Origin of the sequence: Bradyrhizobium sp. LTSP857 (assembly GCF_000938285.1) — a bacterium.
Classification (GTDB): Bacteria; Pseudomonadota; Alphaproteobacteria; order Rhizobiales; family Xanthobacteraceae; genus Bradyrhizobium.
On the sequence record NZ_JYMS01000035.1, the window covers coordinates 204,597 to 229,409 of the forward strand.

Below are 24,813 nucleotides of genomic sequence, written 5' to 3' on the forward strand. Positions count from 1 at the left end.
AATGAACCCTCGTTGCACCCGTAGCTCAGCTGGATAGAGCGTTGCCCTCCGAAGGCAAAGGTCACACGTTCGAATCGTGTCGGGTGCGCCACTTCGGTACAGAACTGGGCACTCCAAAACCTGCCGTTTTTGCGCCGGACGCGGCGACGAGAGTGCGGAAGAGCACGCTTTTCGATCCCATGATGCGAACTTCTTTCGCGTCCACCTCGATGCGCTGGGCCATGGCGCGGAGATGGTCACGGCGGTAGCCGCCCGATTCGGTTCGCATGCGCCTGCGGACCTGGCTGGCGAAGGTTTTTAGCGCCTGGGGTGTGATGCTCGGCCCGAGCGCGCCCTCGGCCCGCTCTGCGTCGGCGCGGGCCTGGTCGCGAATCGATTTCAGCTCGGTCACGCGCTCCTTGAGCAGCGGATCGGACACATCAGCGATGCCGTTTTCGATCGCGTCGTACAGCCGCTTGAGCTTGGCTTCTGCTTCGGTCGCGCGCTTGCGCAATTCGGCAATATGCGTCGTTCGGCGCTCGGCGCGCTCCTCTCGGCGATGAAGGACGGCCGACAGGATTTCCTCGAGACGCTTGGGCTGCAAGAGACGCTGCTCAATGTGCTCGGCCACGAGGCTGTCGAGTTTCTCCATGGGAACGGTCCGCCCCTTGCAGCCAATCTCACCCTGCCGGGCCTTGGTGCAGCAAGTGTAATACCTGTATCTCCCGCTCTTCCCGGTCCTCAGCGTCATCGCGCCGCCGCAAGCGGCGCAAAAACAGATGCCGGTAAGGAGGGTCGGACCGCTGACGACGCGGGGCGCTGTCATTGCGGGGCTACGCGTTTTGAGCAGTGCTTGCACGGCCTCAAACTCGGCGGCCTCGATGATCGGCGGGACCGCCATTTCGACCACCTCGGCCTCCGCTTTGCGCTCGCGCGTTTTCCAATACTTGGTGTTAAAGCGGTGGCGGCCGACATACGTCGTTCGCGTCAGCACCTTGTGAACGGCATCGACGCCCCACCGTCCGCCGTCGCGGGTTCGGATGCCGGATTCGTTCAGATGCTTGGCAATCGATTTGACGCCCATTGGCCCGGAGAAGCCGGCGCCCGCGCGCGCCAGGCGAAAGATCAGCCGCACGGTCTCGGCCCGGATGGGATCGATCTCAAGTGTCTTTTTGATGCGGTGACCGCGCTGCTCGGCGGCTTCCACGATGCGGTATCCGATCGGCGGCAGCGCGCCATTCCAGAAGCCTTGCCGCGCATTCTCCTTCATGGCCCGCAGCGTGTGCTTGGCGTTCTCCTTGGACTGGTATTCGTCGAACAGCGCCATGATCTGGCGGATCATGTTGCTCATCGGATCGTCGCCAAGCTCTTGGGTGATCGACACCAGCCGCACGCCGCTCTTGGCAAGCCGGCGGACATAGAACTCAAGCTGGAACTGGTCGCGGAAGAAGCGGCTGAAGCTGTGGACCAGGATCACCTCGAACGCCGGCGGTTTTGTCGTCGCGGCGTCGATCATACGCTGGAATTCCGGCCGCCGATCGTCGGTCGCGGATGCGCCGGGCTCGACATAGTCGGAGACAATCTCCCACCCACGCGATGCGCAATAGCCCTTCGCCTGACGGCGCTGATCCGGAATGGAGAGATCGCTATCGGCTTGCCGTCCCGTGGAGACCCGCAGGTAGAGCGCCGCCCGAACCGTTGCAGCCATGGTGATGTCCCCTCAGTCCTTTCCAAACAACTCGTCGAACAGATCACCGAACCAGGCTTCGAAGACATCGATCTCCGTTTCGGTCACCGGCACGTCCTTCGGCCAGTCGTCCGTCACCGCCCATGTCACCGAAGCGCGCTTAGCTCGTCGTCGACCAGGGCGCGCGAGCGCACGCGCATAGTCGTAGAGATCGTCAAGTGGGGCGCGGTCCAGCGGACGCCGTAGCTGTGATTTGTGAGGGGGAGCCATGGCGCCACTGTGGCAAGCCTGGGCGATTGGCAGAACGGCCGAAGTCCACGCCATGTCACGCTGCAGCGCTGCGACCTCGCACCTCCTCTGCAGCTTGAGCGCAATCGCGCAGAGCAGGCCATGAACGCATGGAAGCAAAAGAGCCGGGCCAGCGGAGCGCCGTCAAGGCCGCGAGCCGGCGGAGCCGGTCGCGCGCAGCGCGAGCCTTGACGGCGAACCGTTGGTCCGGCAGCGGCCTCCCATGCGATCATGGCCGGACACCCCGCCGAGCACGCGCAACAAAACGCTACGCTGCGAACGATGGCGCTCGGAACGTTGATTTTGAATGCTTTTTCGGTTCGAGCGGCACCAGGCCACTTCATGCGGTGCCGCTGCAGTGCCATCCAAAACAATGTGCAGGCAAAGGCTTACGACCCCCAACGGCACGGAGCGACCTCGTCGCTTTTATCTTGCCGTCCTAATCGGTCGAGATCCGCGCCCAGCTCTCGGTCGGTAAGGTCGGTATTGTCGACAGCGGACGAGAAGTCGGACTTGGCAATATCAACGCGAATGGCCCCATTGCAGACATAGGGGTCCGCTGTCATTCTCCTCGGATGGTAGGCGGCTGGGAAAAAGCTCGACGGATGGATTTGCGGCGCTCCACAGGCACCCGCGCCGACCCGCGTCCGCCTCAAGCGGTGCGTGGAGGCGATTACCTCATAGCCCATGCCTGCTTCGAGTGTCGGAAATCGTGGAAGGTGCGGGCGGACACGGGCGCGACTTGTCCGCAGTGCGGCTCTTGTCTCCACGAGATGGGTCGGTCGTTCAAAGCTCCGAAGCGGTCCGACGCCGAACAATGGCAGAAGGTGCAGGCCCTCTGGTCAGCAGGTTTCCGCTTCTGGAGTTATCGGAGCCACCCCGACGCTGAACCATTGCCAGAACGATTGCGGGACGTTGACGAATTCATACGCCGCAACCCAAAGCACCCGATGCGCATCGCGGGCTAACGTGCGCCCTTGTGCAATTGCGGTCATCGCGGACTGCAGGCAAGGTCGATCGCGATACACGAGGCGATACTCAAACACTATCTGGACGGCACGGGGAATGAGATGGCGCAAGAAAGCATTGCGGCCGCAGGCAATACGGAAGTGCCAGCGTATCTCGCACTGATCGAACTTGGATATTCCGTTGATCGTATCGATAAGGACGGCGAGGAGCGCTGGATCGCGAAGAAAGGAACGCTCCAGCTTATGGCCGATTGCCCGTTAGAACTCCTCGGCCTCTCCCTATTGAGAAGCGAACGTGGGCCACGTTGGCAGGCGAGTGATAGCGAGATTGCTGAGTTTCTGACACGGTTCCACCCGTCCGCTGGACGGCCATGATCGGTGCCACGTTTGCCGATCAGTGGTGTCGTTCAACGACTATCAGTGCAAGCTCATCAGCGAGATGCCACTTTGAGGCGAAATAGCAATACCCGCCTGGGTATTGGTCAAGGAAAGCCTGACCGAAATCTGCAAGTCGGGGTTTCACCTCAGTTTTCCAGAACTCGAAGCGATGGGCTGGATCTACCCAGTAAGGCGGTCTCCCCACATCAGCGACGACGAAGGTCGCCCCTACCTTTAGCATTTCCATTACGTCAGCCGCATTCAGGCGCGACGAGACGCGTTGTGCGTTCAGAGTGCCCTTTTCGTTCCATAGCTCCTCCAGCGGGAGCTTTGTGATGATCTTCTTGGCGATGTCCATTTTCCCCGCCATTCACTCGGCTAACAAATCGTACCACATGCTTAGTTCATATGTCCGGATCTGGCACATCGCGCCGTTCCCGGGATTAATCGAAAATCGCCGCCATCGAAGGATGACCGGACCACCCGCGAAAATCGGGAAGGCTGCCGCCATGAGCGCGTAGCGGAAGATCGTAGTCCGTCGCAGGTTATCTGGCCGGCTCGCTTCACGGGCCGCTGCATCATAGCGCCACGGCGAAACAATAGTGCCCATCTTCGTCGGCCGTGGCGCGTCAGTCAAATCCGCTATTTAGTGAAATGTACCGGAACGCGCCCTCGGCAGGGCAAGGACGAACGCCAAACATTCATTTGGAACGTCCGTTGCCTGCCTGATTGGGGACCGCCGGGTCTATCTACAACCTGCGTATCCTACGGCAGTGGCGCCTGGCGCACCGACGGAGCTAAGAGACGAGTCTGGTGCGAAGGCGCCCGTATTCGGTATCGGTTATCGATCCAGACTTCTTGAGCTGATCGAGCTTGGCAAGTTCGTCTGCGGCACTGAATCCGACGATGTTACGCAACTCCTCGCGCGTCCGTTGCGCCTGCTCCGCACTGCGTTCGGCCATGCCTCTGCCTTGGGTGATAAGATACGCAAAAATGCCGAAATAGGAGGTCAGAACCAGCGCGAGCACCCACAGTACTTTACCCCATCCGGAGATGTCGTGGCGCCTGAACAGATCGCCGTAGATGACGATGAGCAGCCAGAACCAGACGACAAATGCGAATACGGCAATCATATCCATCAGGAAATTTCGATAGGTGAATCCCTCTTGTGCGAAGAACATTGCGATCTCCTTGTTGCGTTGTTCCCGACCTTTGCCGCCATCAAGCCTGACCGCTCACCGGCAGTACCGATGCGACACGCGGTGCGACCTTCCGCTTTGCGTGCGATGCCAGCAGCTGCCGTTTCTCCAATAATATCTGTGCCAATGGTGATGCCGACGGTGGGCTCCGGCGATGGCTCCGGCCGTAGCTCCTATCGCAGCGCCCCGACGACCGCCGACGGCACCGCCGATAACCGCACCGCGAAGCGCACTCTGGCCAAAGGATTCGCTGGAAGGGAGCATTCCTGCGAGCGAGAGCAGAATGACCAATAGCGAAAGCTTTCGCATCTGGTGTTCCTTTCTTCGATTGCCACGACCTGGATATCACTGGCCGCCCAATCGAAAAATCCGAACAATCACATTCGCACCTGAGGGTTTTATCGGATTAACCCCTTGGATTATTCGTGCCTGGGGCACCATCTCACCGCAGAAACAATTAGCGCCGCCGCGAGGAGGCGTAGCGCGGATTGATGCCGCAATAGGCGCTCGTGCCGGAGGCGGTGGCCAGGCATTGCGCACGGGTGGCGAATTGGCAATTGCCGGGAAAGCCAGCGTGGCGACCGCGCAGGCAGTATCGATCTGCCGCGGCAGCCTGGGCTGGTACTGAGAAGACCTGAACCAAAAGCATGGTGAGCGATGCCAGCACCGGAACAGTGAGATGCATTTCAACCTCCTTCTGATGGAGGTGAGTATACGGGCGACACCGAGGTGAGACCGTCAGTAAAAGCCCCAACCAGACGCGGGTTGTCTGTTGAGAGGACCTCCGGAGAGACGGGTGCTCACGGAATGGCAACGAGCTCAAGCTGCGGTCGAACACCTCGATGCCGGGCTTTTTGTTTCTAAATGTTTCTAATTGCTCCGTGGCAATACTCGGCAACCGGTCTTGCGCGCTTCCGAAGGCTCCGCGCCAGCTCGCGTCGCTACCACCGCGCAACCGGGCAGATCCAGCTGCCTGGGCGAACTCAGGACACAAAGCACGGAAAGCCACCATGACCTCGATTTCGGGCCTCTCCTCCCACCACCACCGCGCATCGCCGTTGCAGCGGCTGCAGGACGAACTGCAATCGGAAGTCAGCTCCGGCACGATCAGTTCGTCCGATCAGTCGGCACTGTCCTCCGCGCTCAGCGACATTGACTCGGCTTTGCAATCAAGCAGCCCGAGCGATCAATCCAGCGGCAGCACATCATCGTCCGACGGCATCAAGTCGAAGATCGATGATCTGATCCAGCAGGAGGTTTCGGCCGGCAAGCTGACCGACCAGCAGGCGACCGAGCTGCAAGGCGTTTTCAAAGCAGCGTTCTCGCATGGACCAGATGGCGCGGGCGGACCGCCGCCGGCCGGCGGACCTCCTCCGGCCAACGGCGCGGATGGCTCATCCAGCGGCAATTCAGTGGTGGACCTGCTTCAGCAATTCCTTCAGTCGCTGAAAGACTCGCTCACGGGCTCGACCTCCTCCAGCACGACGGGATCAAGCGACACGACGACGACAAGCGCGTCTTCCGCGACCAGCAGCACCGATAGCTCGTCAAGTGGCACCTCGGCAACGGACCTGCTCGAACAATTCCTTCAGTCGCTGAAAAACTCGCTCGCGGACTCGACCTACAGCGGGACGGGATCAAACGGTACGACGAATCCAAGCGACCCTTCGCTGTCCGGCGTCCTTCTCAACGACCGGATCTGATATCAGAGACGCGCAACCATCCTTCAGCCCCGAAGAATGGTTGTTCTGTTGCTACAATTGTCCTCAAGCTGGGAATTTGTCGCCGAACATCGGCAGACCGCTGCGTGATTGTGCCTGTGTGGCCTCGTCCTGGATCACGTCCCAGTGCTCGGCGAGCACTTCGTTTTCCATGCGCACGATATCCGCGACGACCCACGCCGCCGGCAGGCCGTGACCGCTGAACCGCCCGTGGGGGTCGAAACTCCGACTTGCCGTGATAATCCACCCGGTCTCTGGAGCGGACCATGTTGACAGGCCCCTCCCCGTCCAAAGCCTTGCTAGCGGCTTCGAGTGTGGCCGCGCTACATTCCACGGTTTCCATTTTCGCTCTCCAGTTCGGCCGACAATGATGCGCATGAAGGTCGATCGAAGCCCTTCTCGCGTAAGCAGGCGGACGGAAATCGTAGCGAGCTCTCGCACCTTGGCCGTCAGATATTTGCGGGTCAGATAAACCGCGAGCAGCCGGCCCGCAATGAACAGCTTGTTGGGGAGCCCCGTTCAAAGGCGATCGACGTGATCTCTCCGACCCGCATCGTCGGGTGGCTGCGATTTTGCCGGACAGTCAGAAAGCGCCGATCGTAATCGCCCGCTTCAAGGGGCCACGCTTTTCTACGCACTCGACCAGAAACCTGGCGAGTGAGCGCTTCGATATGGCCTCAAACGAGGACCACCGATCGCTCTTGTCGATGAGGGGCATCTCTTCGTCCTTCTCGGTCAAGCCAGGCGGGCGGATGATGGTCCAGCCTACTCGCGATGCCCGAATAGCGGCCTCGGCTGCAGCATGATCCAGGTACGCGTCGTGGATGCTGCTCATCCGCAGGATGATACGAAACAGCATCGCATGTCTGCCCCGCTCCTCCCCAACTCCGAAAGCGCTGAGATACACAAAGTGTTGCGAGCCACTGCCGATAGCATTGAGAGTAGCGGCTGCGCTCCGGCGAAGAATGTCAGGGGGTGACGTTCGCTTCGCGAAAAGGCTTTTGGATGCCCGCTTCTGGCCAATGCACGACACGACCGCATCGCAACCAGCAACGGCCTTCGACACAAAGCCGGTGTCGGTGAGATCGCCGTTCTCCTGCGAAAATCGTGTCGCTGGTTGACGTGGCAGAGCTGGCGATCGGGACACCGCAACTACGTCGTGGCCGTTGGCCAGTAGTTTATCGACGACCAGGGCTCCGGTGCTCCCGGTCGCTCCCAAAACCGCGACCTTCATGCCCTGCCCCCCTTCTCGATCTCATGGAAGAAGCTGGTTAGCCGCGCAGCGGTCCCGTCAGGGCTGTCGCTGGCATAGGTAAGCCCAGGAAGGGCGAGAACTTCACTCCCAGTATCCAGCGAACTGATCGTCACTGCAGCACTCCGAAGGAACAATTTGTTCCTTACGATAAGCGAACGCGTTATACGCACAAGAACGCATGAAAATGTTCTTTACGAACAGGCGTGTTCGTACTGGAGGAGTGACGGTGCCGACCGAGGCCACGCCTGAAGAATTCGACCGGATGGATCCGCGCGTCGAGTGTCGTTCTCTCGCACAAATAATCGACAGGGTCGGAGACAAGTGGACCGTTATGGTCCTGGGCAACCTGTCAGAGGGAACGCATCGGTTTAACGAACTCATGCGAGACATACCGGGCATTTCGCACCGAATGCTCACTCTGACATTAAGAGGACTGGAGCGCGACGGTCTATTGCGGCGGACTGCGTTCGCCACGGTGCCCCCGCGCGTCGAATATGCTCTCACACCTCTGGGATTCACATTGACCAAGCCGCTCGCTGTTCTAGCTGAATGGGCACGGCACAATAGGCATGAAATCGAAGAAGCTCAGCAGCTATACGACTCGAAGGATTGAGCAATGTAGTTCCGCAGAATATCGCATTCGCAAGGCTCGATGCGGGCGCGACGCTCGCGCTGCCCGCTCCTCAAGCTGGGAACTTGTCGCCGAACATCGGCAGACCGCTGCGTGATTGTGCCTGCGTGGCCTCGTCCTGGATCACGTCCCAGTGCTCGGCGAGAACTTCGTTTTCCATGCGCACGATATCCGCGACGACCCACGCCGCCGGCAGGCCGTGACCGCTGAACCGCCCGTGGAGAATGACGAAATCACCCGTCGCTGCCACAATGTGGTTTTCGTAGCGCAGCGTCGCGGGCAAGCTCCTTACCAGATCGAACAGACCGTCACGGCCCGGTGGAATATGCGCGCTGTGCTGGATGTAGCGGGGCGACCAGAAGCGCTCGGCGGCAGCGTAGTCGCGCTTGTTGAAGAGCGTATCAAACGCGTTCAGGACGATTTGCACCCGACCGTCTTCGCCCGACTTGATCATGATCGTGCCCTTTGCCAGGCCCGGAGGTTATTTCCGGACCAGCGGGATTTGCAGATTGGTCGGCCGGTTCTGCTCGGTATCGAAGCCACGGCCGTCGATATTGCGCGCGCCCCAGAACAGCAGATCGCCTCTGAGATAAACGAGGTCGTACTCCATGAAATTCGTCCCTTCCTTGAGACCGAAGGGAACGAACGTCTTGCCGAATATGCTCTGGGGCGCGTTGACGGCCCAGGGCGCGTATCCGGCTGACGCGACCTTGTTCAGCACATCGACAAATCCCGGCACCAGCGGCGTGACCTCGTAGGTCTCGTCGGCGACGAAATCGACCTTCTGCGCGCCGGGAGCGATCGGATGCGCGCCCTGCCACAGCATGTGGCCGCCGATCCTGATGCGCACGAGCGGCACGGCCCCGTAGGGATCGGCCGAGTTGACGACCTCGAGTTCGAACCGATCGGACGGCAGATATCTGAAGGTGCGCTTGAGGTAGAACGGCTTGAGCGAACCGTCGGGGTTCTTGCTGGGCCGCACCTCCGGTGCGATGCTTTCCCAGCTTCCGAGCATCGCCTCTTTGATCTTGGTGACGTCCGTATCCATGCCGCCTGCTCTTATCTGGTTGGGTGGGGATTGCGCTGCGGCTCCGCCGATTCCTGTCATCACCAGAACGAGCAGCAACAACGTTTTAATGCTGTGACACATGCGCGTGCTTTCATCTCGTCCGCCTCGTGGACGGATCGCGGCGACGATCATGCCCTGCCTGCCAGGCAGACCCCGGTTATGTTTCGCGTCTTGCTATAAAAGCGGCTAGTCGGCCTGAAAAAGACTTTGTAGGCTGGCCCCATGCCTGCGAGATATGGCCCTCAAGACATGGCCTCAAGACATGGGGAATTAGGATGGAGCTACGGCATCTCCGCTACTTCATCGCCGTCGCCGACGCCGGTAGTCTGACCGTGGCGGCCGAACAGAAGCTCCACACGTCCCAGCCATCTCTCAGCCGGCAGATCCGGGATCTCGAACAAGAGGTCGGCGTTCAGTTGATGCATCGCAGCGCCCACGGCGTCGAGTTGACGTCGGCCGGCAGGGCTTTTCTGGACCATGCGCGGATGGCGCTGCTTCAAGCCGAGGCCGCAAAGGAGGCGGCACTGCGAGCAGCTCAGCCGCCGAAGCCGACATTCGCGCTCGGCTTTCTGTCGGGCGCCGAAATCGGCCTGCTGCCCGAGGTGGACCGGCTCCTGCGCGGCGCGTTTCCGGGTCTCGAAATCCGCCTGTCGAGCGAATATTCTCCCGTGCTCGCCAAAGCCCTGATAAGGCGCAAGCTCGATGCGGCTTTCATGCGGCGGGAAGAGAACATGGGCGACAACATGGGCGATCTGGCCTGCCGTCGCGTTCGCACCGACCCGCTGATTTTTGTCTTCCCGAGCGATCATCGCCTGGCATCGCATGCGACCGTCGCGCCGCAGGAGATCGTAAACGAGACCTTCTACCTTCCGTCCAGGGCTGCACCCGCGGTGCGCAGCGTCATCCTGGACTATTTCAATCGCGCAGGCATCGATCTCAAGCCGGAGCATGAGGTCCACAACGTCGTGCACGCAATATCGATGATCACATCGACGCGCGGGATCATGATGTTGCCGGCTTACACAAAACGGTACCTGCCCGAGCAGATCACCACCCGTCCGGTGCTGGGAGAAGCCCCCACGGTCGATCTGGTCCTCGCTTATCACAAGGCCAACAATTCGCCGATTCTGAAGCTGCTGCTTTCGCGGGTCGGCAAGCTCGCCGGGGCTTCCTAGCCGCTTGGCTGCGCCGTGCCTGCTTCGCGGCACGGCGCCAGCGTCGGCTTGACAACGCCGATCACGGTCAGTGCCTGGCGTGCTCGAACACCACGATCACGCCAGTCGGCTCGGGCTCGTGTGCCGTCAATCGCGTCAGATCCGCATCGCTCCATTCGGCAAGGCTGACGACTTCGCCCGTCTGACGTTCCGCGCCGGGCGATGGGGTGGGCTCGAGCACCTTGAGCCCGCTCTCGTCGACAAAAAACGTATGCTCGCCGAACATGCTGTTGAGCTGGGGCATGGCGGGATGCTCGTCGGGGAGCACCTGGGCGCCGAGTTGATTGATGGTCTGCTTCACTTGCTCGGATGTTAGCTTCATGTCCTGCTCCGTTTCTGTCATGTCCGGCTTGATTAGCTGACGCAAAGGCAGGAGTTCCCTGCGCCTTTGTTCAGCTGGCTCAAGCTCCCGAACTGGTGCAGCGCGCAAATGTTCCTGGACGATGGATTTTGTGATGAGGCGGTTCGTCTGCCGCGCCTTCAGCACGCCGACGCCACATCATGCACATCATTCCGACGCCGGCCGGTCACGCCCCCGGAGGTCTAGAGGTCGAAATTCGTGGGCAGCATGACGACGTCGCGAATCGTCATGCCGCGCGGTCGCGTCAGCATGAACATCACGACCTCGGCCACGTCGCTGGCCTCCAGCAGGCTTCCCAACTCCCTCGCCTCCTTCAGCTTCTCCGCGGGCCAGTCCGCGAGCAGCGCCGTGACGACAGGACCGGGCGACACTGACCCAACGCGGATGCCGTGCTTGAACACCTGGCGCCGCACCGTCTGCACGAAACAATCGATCGCCCATTTGGACGACGCATAGACGGGCTCCCACGGCGTCGGGAAATGGGCCGCGAGCGAGCTCGTGACAATGATGTCGCCGCTCCGGCGCTCGATCATGTGAACAAGCGCGTCGCGCACGTTCTTCATCACGACGTTGATGTTCAAATGCAGCATCCGATCGATCGCACCATGATCGGCATCGACGAGATCGCCGCCGATATAGGCGCCCGCATTGGCGTGCAGGATGTCGAGCCGACCGGCCTTCTCCAAAACTTGCGGCAGCAGCGTGGCGCAGTCTTTGGGGTCGAGCAGATCGATGACGAGCGGGATCACGGCATCGCCGTGCTTGTCGCGAAGCGCCTTCAGTGCGGCCGCGTCGCGGTCGACCGTCACCACGCGCGCGCCTGCGGCCAGCATCGCTTCGGTGCTGGCCAATCCGATGCCCGACGCGGCCCCCGTCACGACGGCAATTTTGCCTTCCAGCACGCCTGCCATAGGTTCCTCCCGATCGCATGACACCAAACGGCGCCGCACACCCTACTCGCCTCTGACCTCGCCGACCGACAGCGCGCAGATGCGCGACAGATGTGTGTAGGGCAGGCCGGTCTCTTTCGCCCAGGCGTTGAACTGCGCCTGCACCTTGGCGAGATCGCCCTTGGACTTCACTTCTTCGGCGATATCGAGGCCGGCATCGCGCAAACAGGCGACGACGTCCCTGGACGTGACAAAACCGTCCCAGCCGACGAAGCGCAGCAGCATCTGGCCGGTGTTGCCGCCCAACCGGCTGCCACGCTTGACCAGGAGATTGAGCAGGCCGATCTCGTCGGACGACGGCCACGCCGCCAGAAACTTGCCAAAACTGCCGTGCTCTTTTGCGATCTCCTGCACGAAGGCGGCGTTGTCGCGCACCGACATGATCTTGGCGCCGTTGCGCACGATGCGCGTGTCGCGCAGCAGAGCTTCCCAATAGTCTTCGGGCTGGAAGGTGAGCTTGGCCGGCGCAAAGCGCAGGAACGCGTCTTCAAAACCGTCCCATTTGGTATCGATCACGCTCCAGGCAAAGCCCGCGCAAAACACCCGCCTGGTCATCTCGGCGAGGATGCGGTCGTCGCCAAGCCTGGCCAGCCGCTTCGGATCGGGCTTGTCAGGCATCAGTCTGTCGAGCGCCTTGGGCCCGCCCTTGCGCTTCTCGGCGCGGGCACGAATGGTCTTGAACGAGGTCATGCGGTCACCGCGTTGGGGCCGAGCCACGACATCAGAATTCGACGACCCGGTCCAGCCCTGCGACGCACCGACACTTGCGCCGGCGACGAAGCCGTGCTGGTCTGCTTCTTGCTTCATAAATTTTTCGAATTCCCTTTTATTTTCAATCTCCCACCGACGGACATTCAATGCGCTGCCTGGTCGTGGCCGACCTGCACTATTCGCTGCCGCAGTTCGACTGGCTGGTCAGCGCGGCACCGCAATTCGACCTGGTGATCTTTGCCGGCGATGCGCTGGACATCGGCTCGATGGTGGATTTCCGCGCCCAGATCGTGGTGGTGAAGAAATACCTCGCGCTTCTGACCGCGCAGACCAAGGTCATCCTCTGCTCCGGCAATCACGACCTCGACGAGCGCAATGCGGAAGGCGAGAAGATCTCGCGCTGGATCTCGGAGGTGCGTGAGCTCGGCATCGCCTGCGATGGCGACAACCTCACCATCGGCGACACGCTGTTCACGGTGTGCCCATGGTGGGATGGACCGCTGGTCAAGCAGCGCCTTGCCGACCAGCTGCGCGATGCCTCCGTGAACCGTCCGCCACGATGGATCTGGGCGCATCACGCGCCGCCGGCGAATTCACCGACGAGCTGGGGCGGCAAGCGCTTCTTCGGCGATGTCGAGCTGGTGCAGTGGATCATGCAGTATCAGCCGTCGATGGTGATCTCGGGCCATGTGCACCAGTCGCCCTTCATCAAGGACGGCTCGTGGTTCGACCGGCTGGGCCAGACCTGGGCGTTCAACGCCGGCCTGCAATCCGGACGACCGCCGACGCACATCGTGCTGGATCTCGATGCGAACAAGGCGTTCTGGCTGGCCGCCGGAGAAGCGCAATGGATCGATCTCAGTGCACCGCTGAAGCGGCCAGCCGCTTACGTCGAGGATCCGCCGGACTGGCTCACATCCTTGGGTCGGATTGCCGATCCGAGCCTGGCGAGACCTCGAGCGGCGGCAGGTTGATCATGCTCTGGAGCACTTCGCTGACCATCGCGAGGTGCGTGCCGTGGCCGGCATATTGCCGCTTGAGATCGGCGAGATAGGTGTTGGCGACGTTGAGCCGCTGCGCGAGCGTGCGCGCGAGCAGCAGCGCCACCTCCGGCCGCTGTATGAGGAACGACGCCGCGTCCTCGAACTCGTAGATGATCGAATCCGCGCAGGCCCGCACCGTTGCGGTATGCGGCAGCCCGAGCAGCACGGACATCTCGCCGAACACGGCGCCGGGCTCGGCGATGGTCGCGACCACCATGTCGCCCTTGAGCACTTCGAGCTTCCCCTCCACGAGCACGTAGAGGTGGCCGCTGCTGGTGCCGCCCTCGCTGACAACGAGCGTGCCGGCCACAACCTGCCGCTCTGTTCCGCCGGTGCAATGATCCAGGACTGCGCGCATCATGCGAAAACTCCCGCCACGAGTGGGCAGTAGAGCACGATCCGCAGAAACGTGCAGCGGTTTTCGAGCGCGCCATACGCCCGTTCGGCAAGCCTGGTCAGCGCGATAGGCGTTTTGCGAGGTGAACCGACTGCCAGTCCCCAAGGCCGGTATCCCTGAACCCGGCCTTCTTCGCAAGGCCACGCATCTCGGCATTCGTTCGTGCGGCCTCGCCGGCGATGATGGCGTGGCCGAGATCGATCGCGCGCCTTTCCATCGCTGTCATCATGTGGAAGCCAAGGCCCATGCGCTGGAAGGCATCCGCGACCGAGATGGCAAATTCGCCGTGCCGGGCCGTCGCATCATAGGCGTATCGCGTTTCGCCGACGATCGTGCTCCGCCCGTCACGCCGGAGTTCGGCGAGCAGCGTGAAATGGTCAGGATGGTCCGTCCTTGAGAGGCATTCGGCCGCCACCACTGCAACATCGGCGCGCGCTCCCATGAAGCGCTTGTTCCGCGATGTCGTGGAAAGGCCAGTGAAGTAGATCGAGAGATTCTCCACATCGGATGCGCCGGCAGCCCTGATGTAGATCGCGCCTTTCGCCTTGGCCAGCTCGGCTGGCACGACGACGGCACCCGAGAATATCTGTGACATGTACGGCGCTCTCGGCAGGTTGCGTGGACCGCACACCTAACCGAGACCGCACACTGACCGCTTGGACATTGCTGCCAATCATGCGGCTGAAAACGAACAGCTCGCTGCAGCGTGCCGCGCGTCACACACGCGAGAGTGACGGCACCTCCTCCGGCATGATCGCCTGGAGGCCGCCGAAGCGACGTTCGCGACCATGGAACGAGCCCAGGGCCGCAGCGAGATCGCCCGCATCGAATTCCGGCCACATCCGCTCGGTGAAGTGCAGCTCAGCATAGGCGCCCTCCCAGAGCAGGAAGTCCGACAGCCGCTTCTCGCCGCTGGTGCGAATGATGAGATCGACATCGCGCAAGCCGGGCTCGCCGGTGACGAGTTGCGAGAAGGCTTCACGCGTGAGGCTGGTCAGCGCGGCGGCCTTGGCCGCGGCGTTGAGAATGGCGTCGCGTGCGGAATAGTCGACAGCGATGCGCAAATGCAGTGTGGGGCCGTGCGCGGTGGCCTCTTCGGCTCGCGCGATGGCGTTGGCGATGCCGTCGGGCAGGCGATCGCGGCGGCCGATCACGTTGAGGCGTACGCCGTTCTTGACCAGGCTCTGCACTTCATTGGCGAGATAGAAACGCAACAGCGTCATCAGCGCGGCGACTTCGGCCTTGGGCCGGCGCCAATTGTCGGTCGAGAACGCGTAGAGCGTCAGCGTGCCGATGCCCTGCTTGGGTGCGACCTCGACAATGCGGCGGATCGCCTCGACGCCGGCCTCGTGGCCGCGCATGCGCGAGAGCCCGCGCCGCGTTGCCCATCGGCCATTGCCGTCCATGATGATGCCGACATGAAGCTTCTCGTTCGGGGACGTGGTCTCACTTTGCATCGCAAAGTCTCCGGTCAAAAAAAGGGGGCTATCAGGTCGAAAGAATGCCGAGGCGTCCAAGCGCCGGCGCTTCGCGGCCGGCGGCCTTGGCAGCGTCGCGCACTAACCGCTCGAGCACGGCGAGATAGTCGAGGAAGCGGCGGCGGCCGCTCTTGGTCAGGCGGCAGGTGGTGTGCGGGCGGTTGCCCTCGTAGCCCTTGGTCACCTCGACGAGGCCGGCCTCCTGAAGCACGGCAAGATGCCGGCTGAGATTACCGTCGGTGAGGCCGCAGAGCTGCTTGAGATCGGCGAACGCCAGTCCCTTGGGATACGCCATCAGCGAGGTCAGGAGCCCGAGCCTCGCCTTCTCGTGGATCACGCGGTCGAGCCCTTCATAGGAGAAAGGCGCGCTGTCAATCTTCGACATCATTGTCTCCGGACGCAAAATACAGAATGGCCGCCATGACCGACTGGCCGATCACAAAGGGCAGTCCCATGGTCCATGGCGACAGCGTGTGGGTTCCGCTCGCCAGCACCACCACTGCAAAACCCGAGATGAAGTACCAGGCCCCCGCGAACGCGACGGTACGCGGCAGCGAGCGGACGGACGCAAAAATGCCGAGCGACACCAGGATCTGCCACAGCCCCGGCAGGAGCCACAGCATCTCGGTGGCGAACTTCCACATCACCACCGCGAGCAGCACGCCGGCGACGCCCGCGGGCAAGAACTGCTCGACCGCCTGGTGAATCATGGCGTCCGCAAGTCCGGAATGATGACGGCGCGAGCGCGCGCGCATCTCGATCCAGATCATCAGGCCGGACAGCGTTGCCGCAATGAACCAGCCCAAAAAGAACCCGAGCGGCTCGCTCGTGGGATCGCCGAGCAGCCAGAATTGCAGGATCGCCGTGACAAGCGCGACCACGCCGGTCGCAGCCATCGTCGCCGGGCCATAGCCGCGGAACGCCGTGCCGGCCGCAATCTGGCTGCGGATCGCCACGATGTCGGCCAGCGCCTTGTCGAGATCGCGCATCGGCAACGCCAAAGCCCCGCTCCACCCCATGTTTCCGGGACCATCGCCCGTTACTTTGTATTGCAAAGTATACCGCATTACAAAGTAAAGGCAAGCCGGAATGTCGCAGGCGACAGGCGGCATCCCGCTGGACAACTGCCGGTTGCGCGACACCCGCCCGCGCAGATAAGATGCGCCCGATGGCCGTTCCGGGGGGAAATTATGTGGCTTAAGTCTTTTGTCGTTGCGTCTCTTTTACAGCTGAGTCTTGTCGGAGCAGCGCATGCGGCGGGGCCGTTCGGCACCGTCAATGTCGGTAACTGGATCGGCGGCGCCTTCAGCAATGACGAGACAGGCGCCTTCTCCCATTGCGCCGCAACGGCGCCCTACGCCAACGGCGTCATTCTCGTCGTCGCCCAGAATGCTGCCGGCTCGTGGCTACTGAGCTTCGCAAGCCCCAGCTACCGATTCAACAAGGGCGAGAACGCCGCGATCGACGTTATTTTCGACGGGCAGGAGCAGGCCAGGCTGTTTGCCACTGCCAATCAGTCGAACATGCTGACCTCCGTCATGCCTGCCAACGTCGTGCGAACGTTCCAGAAGGCAAGCCTGATGGTCGCAACGGCGGGCCGCACCGTCCTGAATTTCGATCTGACCTCGACCGGACCCGTCATCGCGGCACTGGCCAATTGCGTCACCAAGGTGAAAGCCGACGGGCTCAGCAAGGCCGGCGATTTCACCAAGGGGGCGGCGAAGCCGGCAGCCACAGCGGACAAGCAAGGCACACCCCCCGCCACCAAGCCTGTCAGAGCCAAGAGCGGCACCGGCTTCGTGGTGAGCGCCAACGGACACGTCGTCACTAACAACCATGTGATCGACGGATGCAGCGACCTCAAGGGCAATCTCACCGGCGAGGCTGCGATGGTGTTGCGCGTCGTATCGAGCGACGCAAACAACGATCTCGCTCTGTTGCAGGCACCGTCGACGGCGACATTCAGGGAGTTTGCCCGGATCCGTGACCGCTCAATCCGCTCCGGTGATTCCGTGGTGGCGATCGGCTTTCCCTACCACGGGATGCTGACCTCGGACTTCACCGTGACGACCGGTATCGTGAGCTCGCTCAGCGGCATGCGTAACGATTCGCGCTTCCTGCAAATCAGTGCGCCCGTGCAGCCCGGCAACAGCGGGGGCCCGCTGTTCGACACCACCGGACAGATCGTGGGGGTGGTCACCGGAAAGCTCGATGGATTGCGGATCGCCGCAGCAACCGGCAACATCCCCGAGAACATCAACTTTGCCATCAAGACCGGCGCGCTGCGCGACTTCCTCGACAATTCCGTGGTGCCCTACCAGACCACCGAGCCGAAGAGCGAGCTGAAGACAACCGACATTGCGGGCAACGCGCGCGCCTATACGATGCTGATCTCGTGCAACGGCACGGAGCAGGCCGACGCCAAGAAGTAGCTATCGGATCAAAGGTACGCTGTCGCCTTAACCACCGCTGTCATTCCCCGCGAAGGCGGGGAATCCAGTACGTCGCAGCCTCTCGATTCAAGCACTCCCGTCTCGGAATACTGGATCGCCCGATCAAGTCGGGCGATGACACCGTTCGTGTGGATCCAGCGCCCCCTCACCCGTGGCAGCACGCCCCCTTCGCCGCTTGCGGCTCGTATTGGTCGCGCAGCCGCACCCAGTCCATCGGATAGGGCAAGCCGTCCTCGTGACGACCGAGCGGGGTGAGATCGAGATACTGATAGGCCGCGTTCATCATGTCGAGGCCGCGGGCGAAGCAGGAATAGGTGTGAAAGATCTCGCCGGCCTCGTTGCGGAAGAACACGCTGATGCCGGGCAGCTCGGAGCCATAGAACGGCGTGGTGCCGAAATTGTATTTTTGGACGCCCTTGTCGATCTGCTCGCGCGTGAACGAGACTTCGTAATCGTAGTTGAAGTCGTTGCCGCCCGAGGAGACCCAGTCGAAGCTCCAGCCCATCCGGATCTTGAAGGCCTCGAGCTTTGCGGCCGGCGCCAGCGAGATCGCGACCATGGTGGTATCGCGCGCGGCCAGATGCGGCACCATGCGCTCGAACCCGTCGGCCCAGAACGAGCAGCTCTTGCAGGCCGCCTCCCAGTCAGGCGCGAACATCACGTGCTGGACCACGAGCTGCGGCCGGCCCTCGAAGAGATCGCCGAGCGTGACCTTGCCGTTCGGCCCCTCGAAAACATAATTCTTGTCGACCTTGACCCAGGGCAATCCGCGACGCTCTTCGGCCAGGCGTTCGCGGGCCTGGGACAGCTCCTTCTCATGCGCCAGATGGGTTTTGCGCGCCGCGATCCATTGCTCGCGCGAGACGATCTGATGTTGCTGCATGGTGTCCTCCATGGGGTCAGGCGACGAAGGCGTCGAGCTTGTCGAAGAACGAGCTCCAGCCGCGCTGATGGTTGTCGCGGGCTGTCTCATCAAAGAACTGGGCGTGATGGAAGATCATCAAGGTGCCGGCACTGTCCGGCTTCAGCGAGATCGTCACCAGCGATTCGCGTTCCGGCGTCGAGTGCCAGGCCCAGGTGAAGACCAACCGCTCGTTCGGCACGACCTCGCGATAGGTGCCGCCGGCTTCAAAATATTCGCCGTCGTCACGGGTAAAGCTGATGCGGTAGTGGCCGCCGGTGCGGACATCGAGATCGGCGTTCAGCGTCGCCGGCTTCATGTTCGGCGGCCCGAACCACTGCACTAGCTGCTCGGCTTGCGTCCAGGCGGCGTAGACTTTTTCCGGCCGCGCGCGGAGCCGGCGCGTGAGCGTGAGGCTTGGGAGTTCGGTTGCGCGGGGCTCGGCGTCGACGGCTGCGTTGGCCATGGGTCTTTCTCCACAAAGGCGGCAAGGCGATCGAGATTGTCGGACCAGAACTGCGCGTAGCGATTGAGCCAGTTCATCGCTTGCTGCATCGGCTGCGCGGTGAGCCGGCAGGCGACCGTGCGGCCACTCTTCTCGCGCACGATCAGGCCGGCATCCGTGAGCACGTCGAGATGCTTCATGATCGCCGGCAGCGAGATCGGAAACGGCGCGGCCAGCTCGCTCACCGACAGACAGTCCCGCTCGCCGAGCCGCGCGAGCAACGCGCGGCGGGTCGGGTCGGACAGTGCCGCGAAGGTCTGGTCCAGCGCCTCATCCTGATACTTAACCATAAGGTTTAGTATAGGCGCAACGTTGAAAGCGTCAAGCGGAACCCTGGCGCGACTAGTTCGGCGAAACGCGCCGCCCGCGTGGCGCTGGCTGTTGCGGCGAACTTCTAAGGATGAAGCGAGGATTTTCGCTGCAGTATCCCTTGCGGCCCGATGCGCTCAGGAGGCACTGCTGACGGGTTTGATACGAGCAGTCGCCGGGGTAGCCATATTCGGAATCAGTGATACACCACGGATAATCATAGTCCGCCCGTGCCGGACAGGTGCCCGCGACCCCCGCCAGGATGATGACGCCCAGTGCCAATTGCGATTTGCGCATGACCCGACCTCCAAAGCTTGCCGCGCGAGATCCGCGCCTCGCATTGAGTCAGGTTTCGGGAGGCCGGTTTATTCCAGAGCCGTCTCATAGAAATCGAGGCGGCTATCGCTGGCCACAGACTAAAGCACTGCCAGGACGACTGGCTTGATCAGCATCAATACGGCACTGAATGCCGGATCTTCCGCCGCGGATGCGGTTGCGGCTGCTGCACCTGACCATAAGCGACCAGCGGATTGGGGCCGCAGAACAGCAGCCGGCCGGAGACGCTGGCCTGGCATTGCTCATAGGTGCTGTAGGCGCATTCGCCGGGATAGTCGTACCCCCCGCCCTGCGCGCACCAGGGATAGTCGTGCGCCGCGGCGGGCGTGACGGTGACGGAACCGGCAAGGACTATCGCGCCCAGCGTCAGCAAGGCCAATTGCATCTTGCGCATGATCCCAACTCCTCTCTCTTCATGGCGCGAGATACGCGCCATCTATCATCAGGTTTCGCCAAGCCGCTTTATTCCAGATCAACAGAACAAAGCACGCAAGAAAAAGCCCCGCCGAACGGCAGGGCTCCATTCCCGGACATCACAAGATCGCTACTCGACCTTGAGGCCGGCGAACTCGACGACCTTCTTCCATTTTGCGGTCTCGGCCTCGATCTCCGTGCCGAACGCCTCCGGCGTCTGCACCAGCGGGTCGCCGCCGAGCTCGACCAGGCGCTTGGTCATCTCGGGCTCCTTCATCAGCGCGTTGATCTCGCTGTTGAGCTTGGCGATCATATCCTTTGGCATGTTCTTCGGCGCACCCATGCCGAACAGTGCGCTCGCCTCGTAGTCCTTCACGGTCTCGCCGATCGCAGGCACGTCGGGCAATTGCGGCGAGCGCTGTGCGGTGGTGACGCCGAGCGCGCGAAGCGAGCCGGCGCGGATGTGCTGGATGATCGAGGGCATATTGTCGAAGATCACCTGGACCTGGCCGCCGAGCATGTCGGTGATCGCGGGTGCCGCGCCGCGATAGGGCACGTGCTGCATCTTGCAGCCCGTCATCGACATGAACATCTCGCCGGACAGATGCACCGAGGTGCCGTTGCCGGACGAAGCCATGTTCACCTTGCCGGGATTGGCCTTCACGTACTCGATGAACTCGGCGACGGTTTTCGCCGGCACATCCTTGTTGACGGTCATCACGTTCGGTGTGCGCTGGAACGAGGCGATGGGTGCGATGTCGCGCACGAAGTTGAACTTGAGGTTCGTGTAAAGCGTGGCGTTGATGTAGTTGGCCGGATTGACCAGCAGCACGGTATAGCCGTCGGGCTCGGCGTTGATGACGGATTCAGTGCCGATATTGTTGCCGGCGCCCGGCTTGTTCTCGATCACGAATTGCTGGCCGAGCCGTTCCGACAGCCGCTGGCCGATCAGCCGCGCCAGGATGTCGGTGGCGCCGCCCGGCGGATAGCCGACCACGAACTTCACCGGCCGGGTCGGATAGTCCGCGGCAAAGGCCTTCGACAGCGGGCTGGCTGCAAGCGGAGTGGCGGCGAGCAGGCCCAGCGCGGTACGGCGAGTGATCATCTCAAGGGTTCTCCCGAAGTGTTGTTCTTGAAAGTGGCGTCCGCGGCGTTGTAACAAAGCGCGCCGCACGCGGAAAGTGCGCAACGAACATGGCGACGAAAGGATAAGGCATGCCGGTCAAGGTAGAAGCCCTCGATCATCTCGTGATCAACGTCGCTGACGTCGCAGTGACCACCGAGTGGTATCGCAAAATCCTCGGCATGGAAGTCAAGGTGTTCGAGCCCGGCGGCGGCAAAGCGCCGCGGACATCGCTTCAGTTTGGTCAACAGAAAATCAACGTCCGGCCGCGCGATGCCGACAAGGTGGAATGGTTCACCGCCGACCACCAAACCGCCGGCAGCGAGGATCTGTGCTTCCTCACCTCCTCATCGCCGGACGAGGTGGTGGCGCATTTGAAGGCACATGGCGTCGCGATCGCGGAAGGCCCGGTTCCCAAGCAAGGCGCCCGCGGCACGCTGCGCTCGGTCTATTGCCGGGATCCGGATGGCAGCCTGATCGAGATTTCGTCGTACGAGGCCTGAGGCGCGGCTGGCGCATTTGCTCCCCGCGCCATCCGATGGCAGAAAGACTCCCGATAACGAAAGCAGCCGCCTCGAAGCAGGCTGCACGGGAGGGCACATGCCGAATTCGCAATCCGCGGCCGGAATCGTAGGTCCATTTGCCGGGCTCGACGTGCCCTGGCTGCTGAAGATGCGCGCCGAGGTGCGCAGCTCACATCCGTTCCTGATCTGGGCGCCGTTCGACGCGCCGGCGCGGCGCTGGAGCTATGGCGAATTTCACGAGCGGGTCGGCGCACTCGCGGCGGGGCTCGCGAACCGCGGCATCAAGCCCGGCGAGTATGTGCTCATTCATCTCGACAATTGCATCGAGGCGATGCTGGCCTGGTTTGCCTGCGTGGAGTGTGGGGCCATCGCGGTCACCACCAACACGCGCTCGGCACCGGCCGAGATCGAGTATTTCGCCGATCATTGCGCCGCAGTCGCCGCGATCACGCAGCCGGCCTATGCGGAGATCGTCGCGCAGAACTGCCGCAACATCCGCTGGCTGGCGGTGACCTCGCATGATGCGGGCGCTGCACCTGCGCAAGCCGTTTCACGCGGCGACAGCTTCGAGTCACTGTTTGCCGACAGCGCCGACCGCCCGCGCGGCGCGACCGATCCGCTCGCGCCGTGCAGCGTGCAATATACGTCAGGCACGACATCGCGGCCGAAGGCGGTGCTGTGGACCCACGCCAACGCGCTGTGGGGCGCTAAGATCAACGCCGCGCATGAGGATCTGCATGCAAGCGACGTGCACCAGGCCTACCTGCCGCTGTTCCATACCAACGCGCTCGCCTATTCCATGCTGGCAACGCTGTGGGTCGGCGCCACCTGCGTGATCCAGCCGCGGTTCTCGGCGAGCAGGTTCTGGGGCGTCGCGCGCGAGCACGGCTCGACCTGGACCTCGACCATTCCGTTCTGCATGAAGGCGCTGCTCGAGCAGGAGGTCCCGAGGGATCACAAATTCCGCCTGTGGGGCACCGCGATCAACGAGCCGCCGGCCTTCGCTGCGTTCGGTGTCAAGATGATCGGCTGGTGGGGCATGACCGAGACCATCACCCACGGCATCGTCGGCGAGGTCGATCAACCCAACATCCCGATGTCGATCGGCCGCGCCGCGCCGGAATATCAGATCCGCATCACCGATGATGACGGACGGCCGACTGAAATCGGCGGCACCGGCGATCTCTCGATCAAGGGCATTGTCGGCCTGTCGCTGTTCGCCGAATATCTCCACAACGAAAAGGCGACGCGCGAGAGTTTTGACGAGCACGGCTTCTTCGTCACCGGCGACCGCGTCACGCTGCTGGAGGACGGCTTCATCAGGTTCGGCGACCGTGCCAAGGACATGCTGAAGGTCGGCGGCGAGAACGTCGCGGCCTCCGAGATCGAGCAGGTGGTCGCGCTCGTCCCCGGCGTGCGCGAGGCGGCCGTGGTGGCCAAGAAGCATCCGATGCTGGACGAGGTGCCGGTGGTCTTCATCATCCCGCACGGCGGCGTCGCGGCTGCTGCGCCCGACCTGCACGACCGTGTGATGTCCGCCTGCCGCAAAGGCCTCGCCGACTTCAAGGTGCCGCGCGAGATCAGGCTGGTCGACGACATGCCGCGCTCGACGCTGGAGAAGGTGGCGAAGGCGGAGCTAAGAAAGATGGTGGGGTGAGATTTGTAGGGTGGGCAAAGCGAAGCGTGCCCACCATTCTCACAACAGACGCGGATGCATGGTGGGCACGGCGCGCTAAGAGCGCGCCTTTGCCCACCCTACGGTAGGTGGAGAATGCCGAGGTCAGAACGACCCCAGCGCCACGGGCCGGAACGCCTGCAATAGCTGCTGATCAAGCTTGCCGCCCATGCCTTCCATCATCGCAAACGCGCGGGAGTGGGTGAAGGGCATGCGGTAGGCGCGCTTCTCGACCAGTGCGGCGTAGATGTCGACGATGGTCGTCAGCCGCACGATGTCGCTGATCTGGTTCGAGGACAGACCGTTCGGATAGCCTGAGCCGTCGAGGAATTCGTGGTGATGCAGCACCACATCCAGCATCTCCGGCGGGAAGCCACCTTGCGCTGCCAGCGCGTCATAGCCGCGGCGCGGATGCTGGCGGACCTCCGCCATCTCCTCGTCGGTGAGCTTGCCGGGCTTGTCCAGCAGCACGGACGGAACGAAGGCCTTGCCGACATCGTGCAGCAGCGCGGCGCGGGTCAGCCGGCGCTGGTCGTCCTCGCGCATGCCGAGATGCTGCGCGAAGGAGACCGCGAATCCGGTCACGAACAGGCAGTGGCGATAGCTGCCGACATGGTGGCAGCCGACGGCTGTGAGCCATTCGCGCAGCGACGAGTGCTTGATCGCTTTCAGGATCTTGCTCTCGGCCGCGATGATGTCGTCGAAGGTCAGGGGAATGCCGAGCGGCAGCTTCTCGAACATCTTCCGCAGCACCGCATGCGCCGCTTCGACGCCGCGGTTGAGCGTCTTGCCGCGATCGGTCTCGTCATAGATCGTGGTGTCGGGAAACGCGGCGCGGATGCGCTGCAAAATGGCGTCGGGCTGGAGCGGCCGCGAGATGGTGTCGGTGGCGCCCAGTGCCCAGGCCTGCATGGTGCCGTGATGAAGCGCTTCGGCGAGCACGAACAGCCGCGGCATCGAACGATAGGCATCGCCGCGCAGCTTGTTGCGCACCCGCTGCACGCTCTCGGGCGAACGCAGATTGATGTCGACCACGAGGCCGGAAAGATCGCGCGACGGCTGCTCGGGAATGGCCTGAGTCGTGACCGTCGAGACGTCGCCGACCGCCTTCAGGATGCTGGCGAGCTCGGTGCTCTCGTCGCTCCGGTCGGAGGCGAGCAGAAGCCGGCGTTTGGCGGCGGATTTGGCTGGCGCGTTCATGGCTTCCCCAAAAGCACGGGACTGTATTTGGCGTCAGCCTAAGC

Annotated in this window: 32 protein-coding genes and 1 tRNA gene; 9 read left to right on the forward strand and 24 right to left on the reverse strand. The window is 62.5% G+C overall.

Features of this window, described 5'->3' with window-relative positions; translation table 11 throughout:
* Nucleotides 1–14 precede the first annotated feature (14 nt).
* Nucleotides 15–91, forward strand: a tRNA-Arg gene (locus UP06_RS23215).
* Here the strand turns inward: UP06_RS23215 and UP06_RS39445 are convergent.
* Together UP06_RS39445 and UP06_RS41860 are read right to left on the reverse strand one after the other, a co-directional pair.
* The gene (locus UP06_RS39445; RefSeq protein WP_082081553.1) at nt 62–1,687 is read right to left on the reverse strand and encodes a recombinase family protein; all 1,626 of its coding nucleotides are present in this window, start codon (nt 1,685–1,687) and stop codon (nt 62–64) included. The two genes, UP06_RS23215 and UP06_RS39445, sit on opposite strands and share 30 nt — an antisense overlap.
* Nucleotides 1,688–1,699: 12 nt before the next feature.
* Nucleotides 1,700–1,990: a hypothetical protein gene (locus UP06_RS41860; RefSeq protein ID WP_210166319.1), complete on the reverse strand. Its 291-nt coding sequence runs from the start codon at nt 1,988–1,990 to the stop codon at nt 1,700–1,702.
* Nucleotides 1,991–3,024: 1,034 nt separating this feature from the next.
* On the opposite strand from UP06_RS41860, the gene UP06_RS23230 reads away from it, so the two are divergent.
* Nucleotides 3,025–3,297 (forward strand): hypothetical protein, encoded by a 273-nt coding sequence (locus UP06_RS23230; protein ID WP_045006029.1) that lies wholly within the window; start codon nt 3,025–3,027, stop codon nt 3,295–3,297.
* Between the two features lie 19 nt (nt 3,298–3,316).
* On the opposite strand, the gene UP06_RS23235 is transcribed toward UP06_RS23230, so the two are convergent.
* The 4 genes from UP06_RS23235 to UP06_RS23250 form a co-directional block, all read right to left on the reverse strand.
* Nucleotides 3,317–3,658, reverse strand: a complete 342-nt coding sequence (locus tag UP06_RS23235) for a hypothetical protein (RefSeq protein WP_045006030.1) — start codon at nt 3,656–3,658, stop codon at nt 3,317–3,319.
* A 439-nt stretch (nt 3,659–4,097) separates the two neighbouring features.
* Entirely contained in the window at nt 4,098–4,481 is a 384-nt protein-coding gene (locus UP06_RS23245) for a PLD nuclease N-terminal domain-containing protein (RefSeq protein WP_045005984.1), read from the reverse strand.
* Between the two features lie 54 nt (nt 4,482–4,535).
* Nucleotides 4,536–4,808, reverse strand: a complete 273-nt coding sequence (locus UP06_RS42710) for a glycine zipper domain-containing protein (RefSeq protein WP_082081555.1) — start codon at nt 4,806–4,808, stop codon at nt 4,536–4,538.
* 148 nt (nt 4,809–4,956) lie between these two features.
* Complete coding sequence (locus UP06_RS23250; RefSeq protein ID WP_045005985.1) at nt 4,957–5,184, reverse strand: DUF3551 domain-containing protein; 228 nt, start codon at nt 5,182–5,184, stop codon at nt 4,957–4,959.
* A gap of 157 nt (nt 5,185–5,341) precedes the next feature.
* On the opposite strand from UP06_RS23250, the gene UP06_RS23255 reads away from it, so the two are divergent.
* Nucleotides 5,342–6,202 carry a hypothetical protein gene (locus UP06_RS23255; protein ID WP_245305520.1) on the forward strand — a complete coding sequence of 287 codons (861 nt, stop codon included), beginning with the start codon at nt 5,342–5,344 and terminating at the stop codon, nt 6,200–6,202.
* A gap of 601 nt (nt 6,203–6,803) precedes the next feature.
* On the opposite strand, the gene UP06_RS23265 is transcribed toward UP06_RS23255, so the two are convergent.
* Nucleotides 6,804–7,454, reverse strand: coding sequence for an NAD(P)-dependent oxidoreductase (locus UP06_RS23265; protein ID WP_045005988.1), 651 nt, complete (start codon nt 7,452–7,454; stop codon nt 6,804–6,806).
* Between the two features lie 283 nt (nt 7,455–7,737).
* Between UP06_RS23265 and UP06_RS23270 the strand changes: the two genes are divergently transcribed.
* Nucleotides 7,738–8,088 carry a winged helix-turn-helix transcriptional regulator gene (locus UP06_RS23270; protein ID WP_045006031.1) on the forward strand — a complete coding sequence of 117 codons (351 nt, stop codon included), beginning with the start codon at nt 7,738–7,740 and terminating at the stop codon, nt 8,086–8,088.
* A 70-nt stretch (nt 8,089–8,158) separates the two neighbouring features.
* On the opposite strand, the gene UP06_RS23275 is transcribed toward UP06_RS23270, so the two are convergent.
* Together UP06_RS23275 and UP06_RS23280 are read right to left on the reverse strand one after the other, a co-directional pair.
* On the reverse strand, nt 8,159–8,560 hold the full coding sequence (locus UP06_RS23275) for a nuclear transport factor 2 family protein (protein ID WP_045005989.1): 402 nt from the start codon (nt 8,558–8,560) through the stop codon (nt 8,159–8,161).
* Between the two features lie 27 nt (nt 8,561–8,587).
* The gene (locus UP06_RS23280) at nt 8,588–9,154 is read right to left on the reverse strand and encodes a hypothetical protein (protein WP_045005990.1); all 567 of its coding nucleotides are present in this window, start codon (nt 9,152–9,154) and stop codon (nt 8,588–8,590) included.
* A gap of 296 nt (nt 9,155–9,450) precedes the next feature.
* Between UP06_RS23280 and UP06_RS23285 the strand changes: the two genes are divergently transcribed.
* Nucleotides 9,451–10,350: a LysR family transcriptional regulator gene (locus UP06_RS23285; RefSeq protein ID WP_045005991.1), complete on the forward strand. Its 900-nt coding sequence runs from the start codon at nt 9,451–9,453 to the stop codon at nt 10,348–10,350.
* Between the two features lie 67 nt (nt 10,351–10,417).
* Here the strand turns inward: UP06_RS23285 and UP06_RS42580 are convergent, their stop codons facing one another.
* The 3 genes from UP06_RS42580 to UP06_RS23300 all read right to left on the reverse strand — a co-directional run bounded on the left by UP06_RS42580 (nt 10,418) and on the right by UP06_RS23300 (nt 12,390).
* A complete protein-coding gene (locus UP06_RS42580; RefSeq protein WP_045006032.1) occupies nt 10,418–10,711 on the reverse strand; it encodes a hypothetical protein in 294 nt (97 codons plus the stop codon).
* Between the two features lie 221 nt (nt 10,712–10,932).
* Nucleotides 10,933–11,661 carry an SDR family oxidoreductase gene (locus UP06_RS23295; RefSeq protein WP_045005992.1) on the reverse strand — a complete coding sequence of 243 codons (729 nt, stop codon included), beginning with the start codon at nt 11,659–11,661 and terminating at the stop codon, nt 10,933–10,935.
* 42 nt (nt 11,662–11,703) lie between these two features.
* Nucleotides 11,704–12,390 (reverse strand): DNA-3-methyladenine glycosylase I, encoded by a 687-nt coding sequence (locus UP06_RS23300; RefSeq protein ID WP_045006033.1) that lies wholly within the window; start codon nt 12,388–12,390, stop codon nt 11,704–11,706.
* 167 nt (nt 12,391–12,557) lie between these two features.
* Between UP06_RS23300 and UP06_RS23305 the strand changes: the two genes are divergently transcribed.
* A complete protein-coding gene (locus UP06_RS23305; protein ID WP_045005993.1) occupies nt 12,558–13,385 on the forward strand; it encodes a metallophosphoesterase family protein in 828 nt (275 codons plus the stop codon).
* Here the strand turns inward: UP06_RS23305 and UP06_RS23310 are convergent.
* The 5 genes from UP06_RS23310 to UP06_RS23330 form a co-directional block, all read right to left on the reverse strand.
* Nucleotides 13,324–13,812, reverse strand: a complete 489-nt coding sequence (locus UP06_RS23310) for a Crp/Fnr family transcriptional regulator (RefSeq protein WP_045006034.1) — start codon at nt 13,810–13,812, stop codon at nt 13,324–13,326. The genes UP06_RS23305 and UP06_RS23310 overlap by 62 nt on opposite strands.
* A gap of 97 nt (nt 13,813–13,909) precedes the next feature.
* Nucleotides 13,910–14,446, reverse strand: coding sequence for a GNAT family N-acetyltransferase (locus tag UP06_RS23315; protein ID WP_045005994.1), 537 nt, complete (start codon nt 14,444–14,446; stop codon nt 13,910–13,912).
* 121 nt (nt 14,447–14,567) lie between these two features.
* On the reverse strand, nt 14,568–15,308 hold the full coding sequence (locus UP06_RS23320; protein ID WP_045005995.1) for a di-trans,poly-cis-decaprenylcistransferase: 741 nt from the start codon (nt 15,306–15,308) through the stop codon (nt 14,568–14,570).
* A 31-nt stretch (nt 15,309–15,339) separates the two neighbouring features.
* The gene (locus UP06_RS23325) at nt 15,340–15,714 is read right to left on the reverse strand and encodes a transcriptional regulator (protein WP_045006035.1); all 375 of its coding nucleotides are present in this window, start codon (nt 15,712–15,714) and stop codon (nt 15,340–15,342) included.
* Entirely contained in the window at nt 15,701–16,318 is a 618-nt protein-coding gene (locus tag UP06_RS23330; protein WP_045005996.1) for a hypothetical protein, read from the reverse strand. The genes UP06_RS23325 and UP06_RS23330 overlap by 14 nt, the downstream gene beginning before the upstream one ends.
* 201 nt (nt 16,319–16,519) lie before the next feature.
* Between UP06_RS23330 and UP06_RS23335 the strand changes: the two genes are divergently transcribed.
* Nucleotides 16,520–17,761 carry a S1C family serine protease gene (locus UP06_RS23335; RefSeq protein ID WP_045005997.1) on the forward strand — a complete coding sequence of 414 codons (1,242 nt, stop codon included), beginning with the start codon at nt 16,520–16,522 and terminating at the stop codon, nt 17,759–17,761.
* Between the two features lie 166 nt (nt 17,762–17,927).
* On the opposite strand, the gene UP06_RS23340 is transcribed toward UP06_RS23335, so the two are convergent.
* The 6 genes from UP06_RS23340 to UP06_RS23360 all read right to left on the reverse strand — a co-directional run bounded on the left by UP06_RS23340 (nt 17,928) and on the right by UP06_RS23360 (nt 21,352).
* Nucleotides 17,928–18,665, reverse strand: a complete 738-nt coding sequence (locus tag UP06_RS23340) for a DUF899 domain-containing protein (protein ID WP_045006036.1) — start codon at nt 18,663–18,665, stop codon at nt 17,928–17,930.
* A 16-nt stretch (nt 18,666–18,681) separates the two neighbouring features.
* Entirely contained in the window at nt 18,682–19,026 is a 345-nt protein-coding gene (locus UP06_RS23345; protein WP_245305524.1) for an SRPBCC family protein, read from the reverse strand.
* Nucleotides 19,026–19,478, reverse strand: coding sequence for an ArsR/SmtB family transcription factor (locus UP06_RS23350; protein WP_045005998.1), 453 nt, complete (start codon nt 19,476–19,478; stop codon nt 19,026–19,028). Before UP06_RS23350 ends, UP06_RS23345 begins: the two co-directional genes overlap by 1 nt.
* Before the next feature lie 52 nt (nt 19,479–19,530).
* Entirely contained in the window at nt 19,531–19,794 is a 264-nt protein-coding gene (locus UP06_RS40125; RefSeq protein WP_082081556.1) for a DUF3551 domain-containing protein, read from the reverse strand.
* Between the two features lie 154 nt (nt 19,795–19,948).
* Nucleotides 19,949–20,227, reverse strand: coding sequence for a DUF3551 domain-containing protein (locus UP06_RS23355; protein ID WP_045005999.1), 279 nt, complete (start codon nt 20,225–20,227; stop codon nt 19,949–19,951).
* 150 nt (nt 20,228–20,377) lie between these two features.
* Nucleotides 20,378–21,352, reverse strand: coding sequence for a Bug family tripartite tricarboxylate transporter substrate binding protein (locus UP06_RS23360; RefSeq protein ID WP_045006000.1), 975 nt, complete (start codon nt 21,350–21,352; stop codon nt 20,378–20,380).
* A 110-nt stretch (nt 21,353–21,462) separates the two neighbouring features.
* Between UP06_RS23360 and UP06_RS23365 the strand changes: the two genes are divergently transcribed.
* Complete coding sequence (locus tag UP06_RS23365) at nt 21,463–21,873, forward strand: VOC family protein (protein ID WP_045006001.1); 411 nt, start codon at nt 21,463–21,465, stop codon at nt 21,871–21,873.
* 97 nt (nt 21,874–21,970) lie between these two features.
* Nucleotides 21,971–23,551, forward strand: coding sequence for an AMP-binding protein (locus UP06_RS23370; RefSeq protein WP_045006002.1), 1,581 nt, complete (start codon nt 21,971–21,973; stop codon nt 23,549–23,551).
* Between the two features lie 123 nt (nt 23,552–23,674).
* Here UP06_RS23370 and UP06_RS23375 read toward each other — a convergent pair whose 3' ends face one another.
* Nucleotides 23,675–24,769, reverse strand: coding sequence for an HD-GYP domain-containing protein (locus UP06_RS23375; protein WP_045006003.1), 1,095 nt, complete (start codon nt 24,767–24,769; stop codon nt 23,675–23,677).
* Between the last annotated feature and the right edge of the window lie 44 nt (nt 24,770–24,813).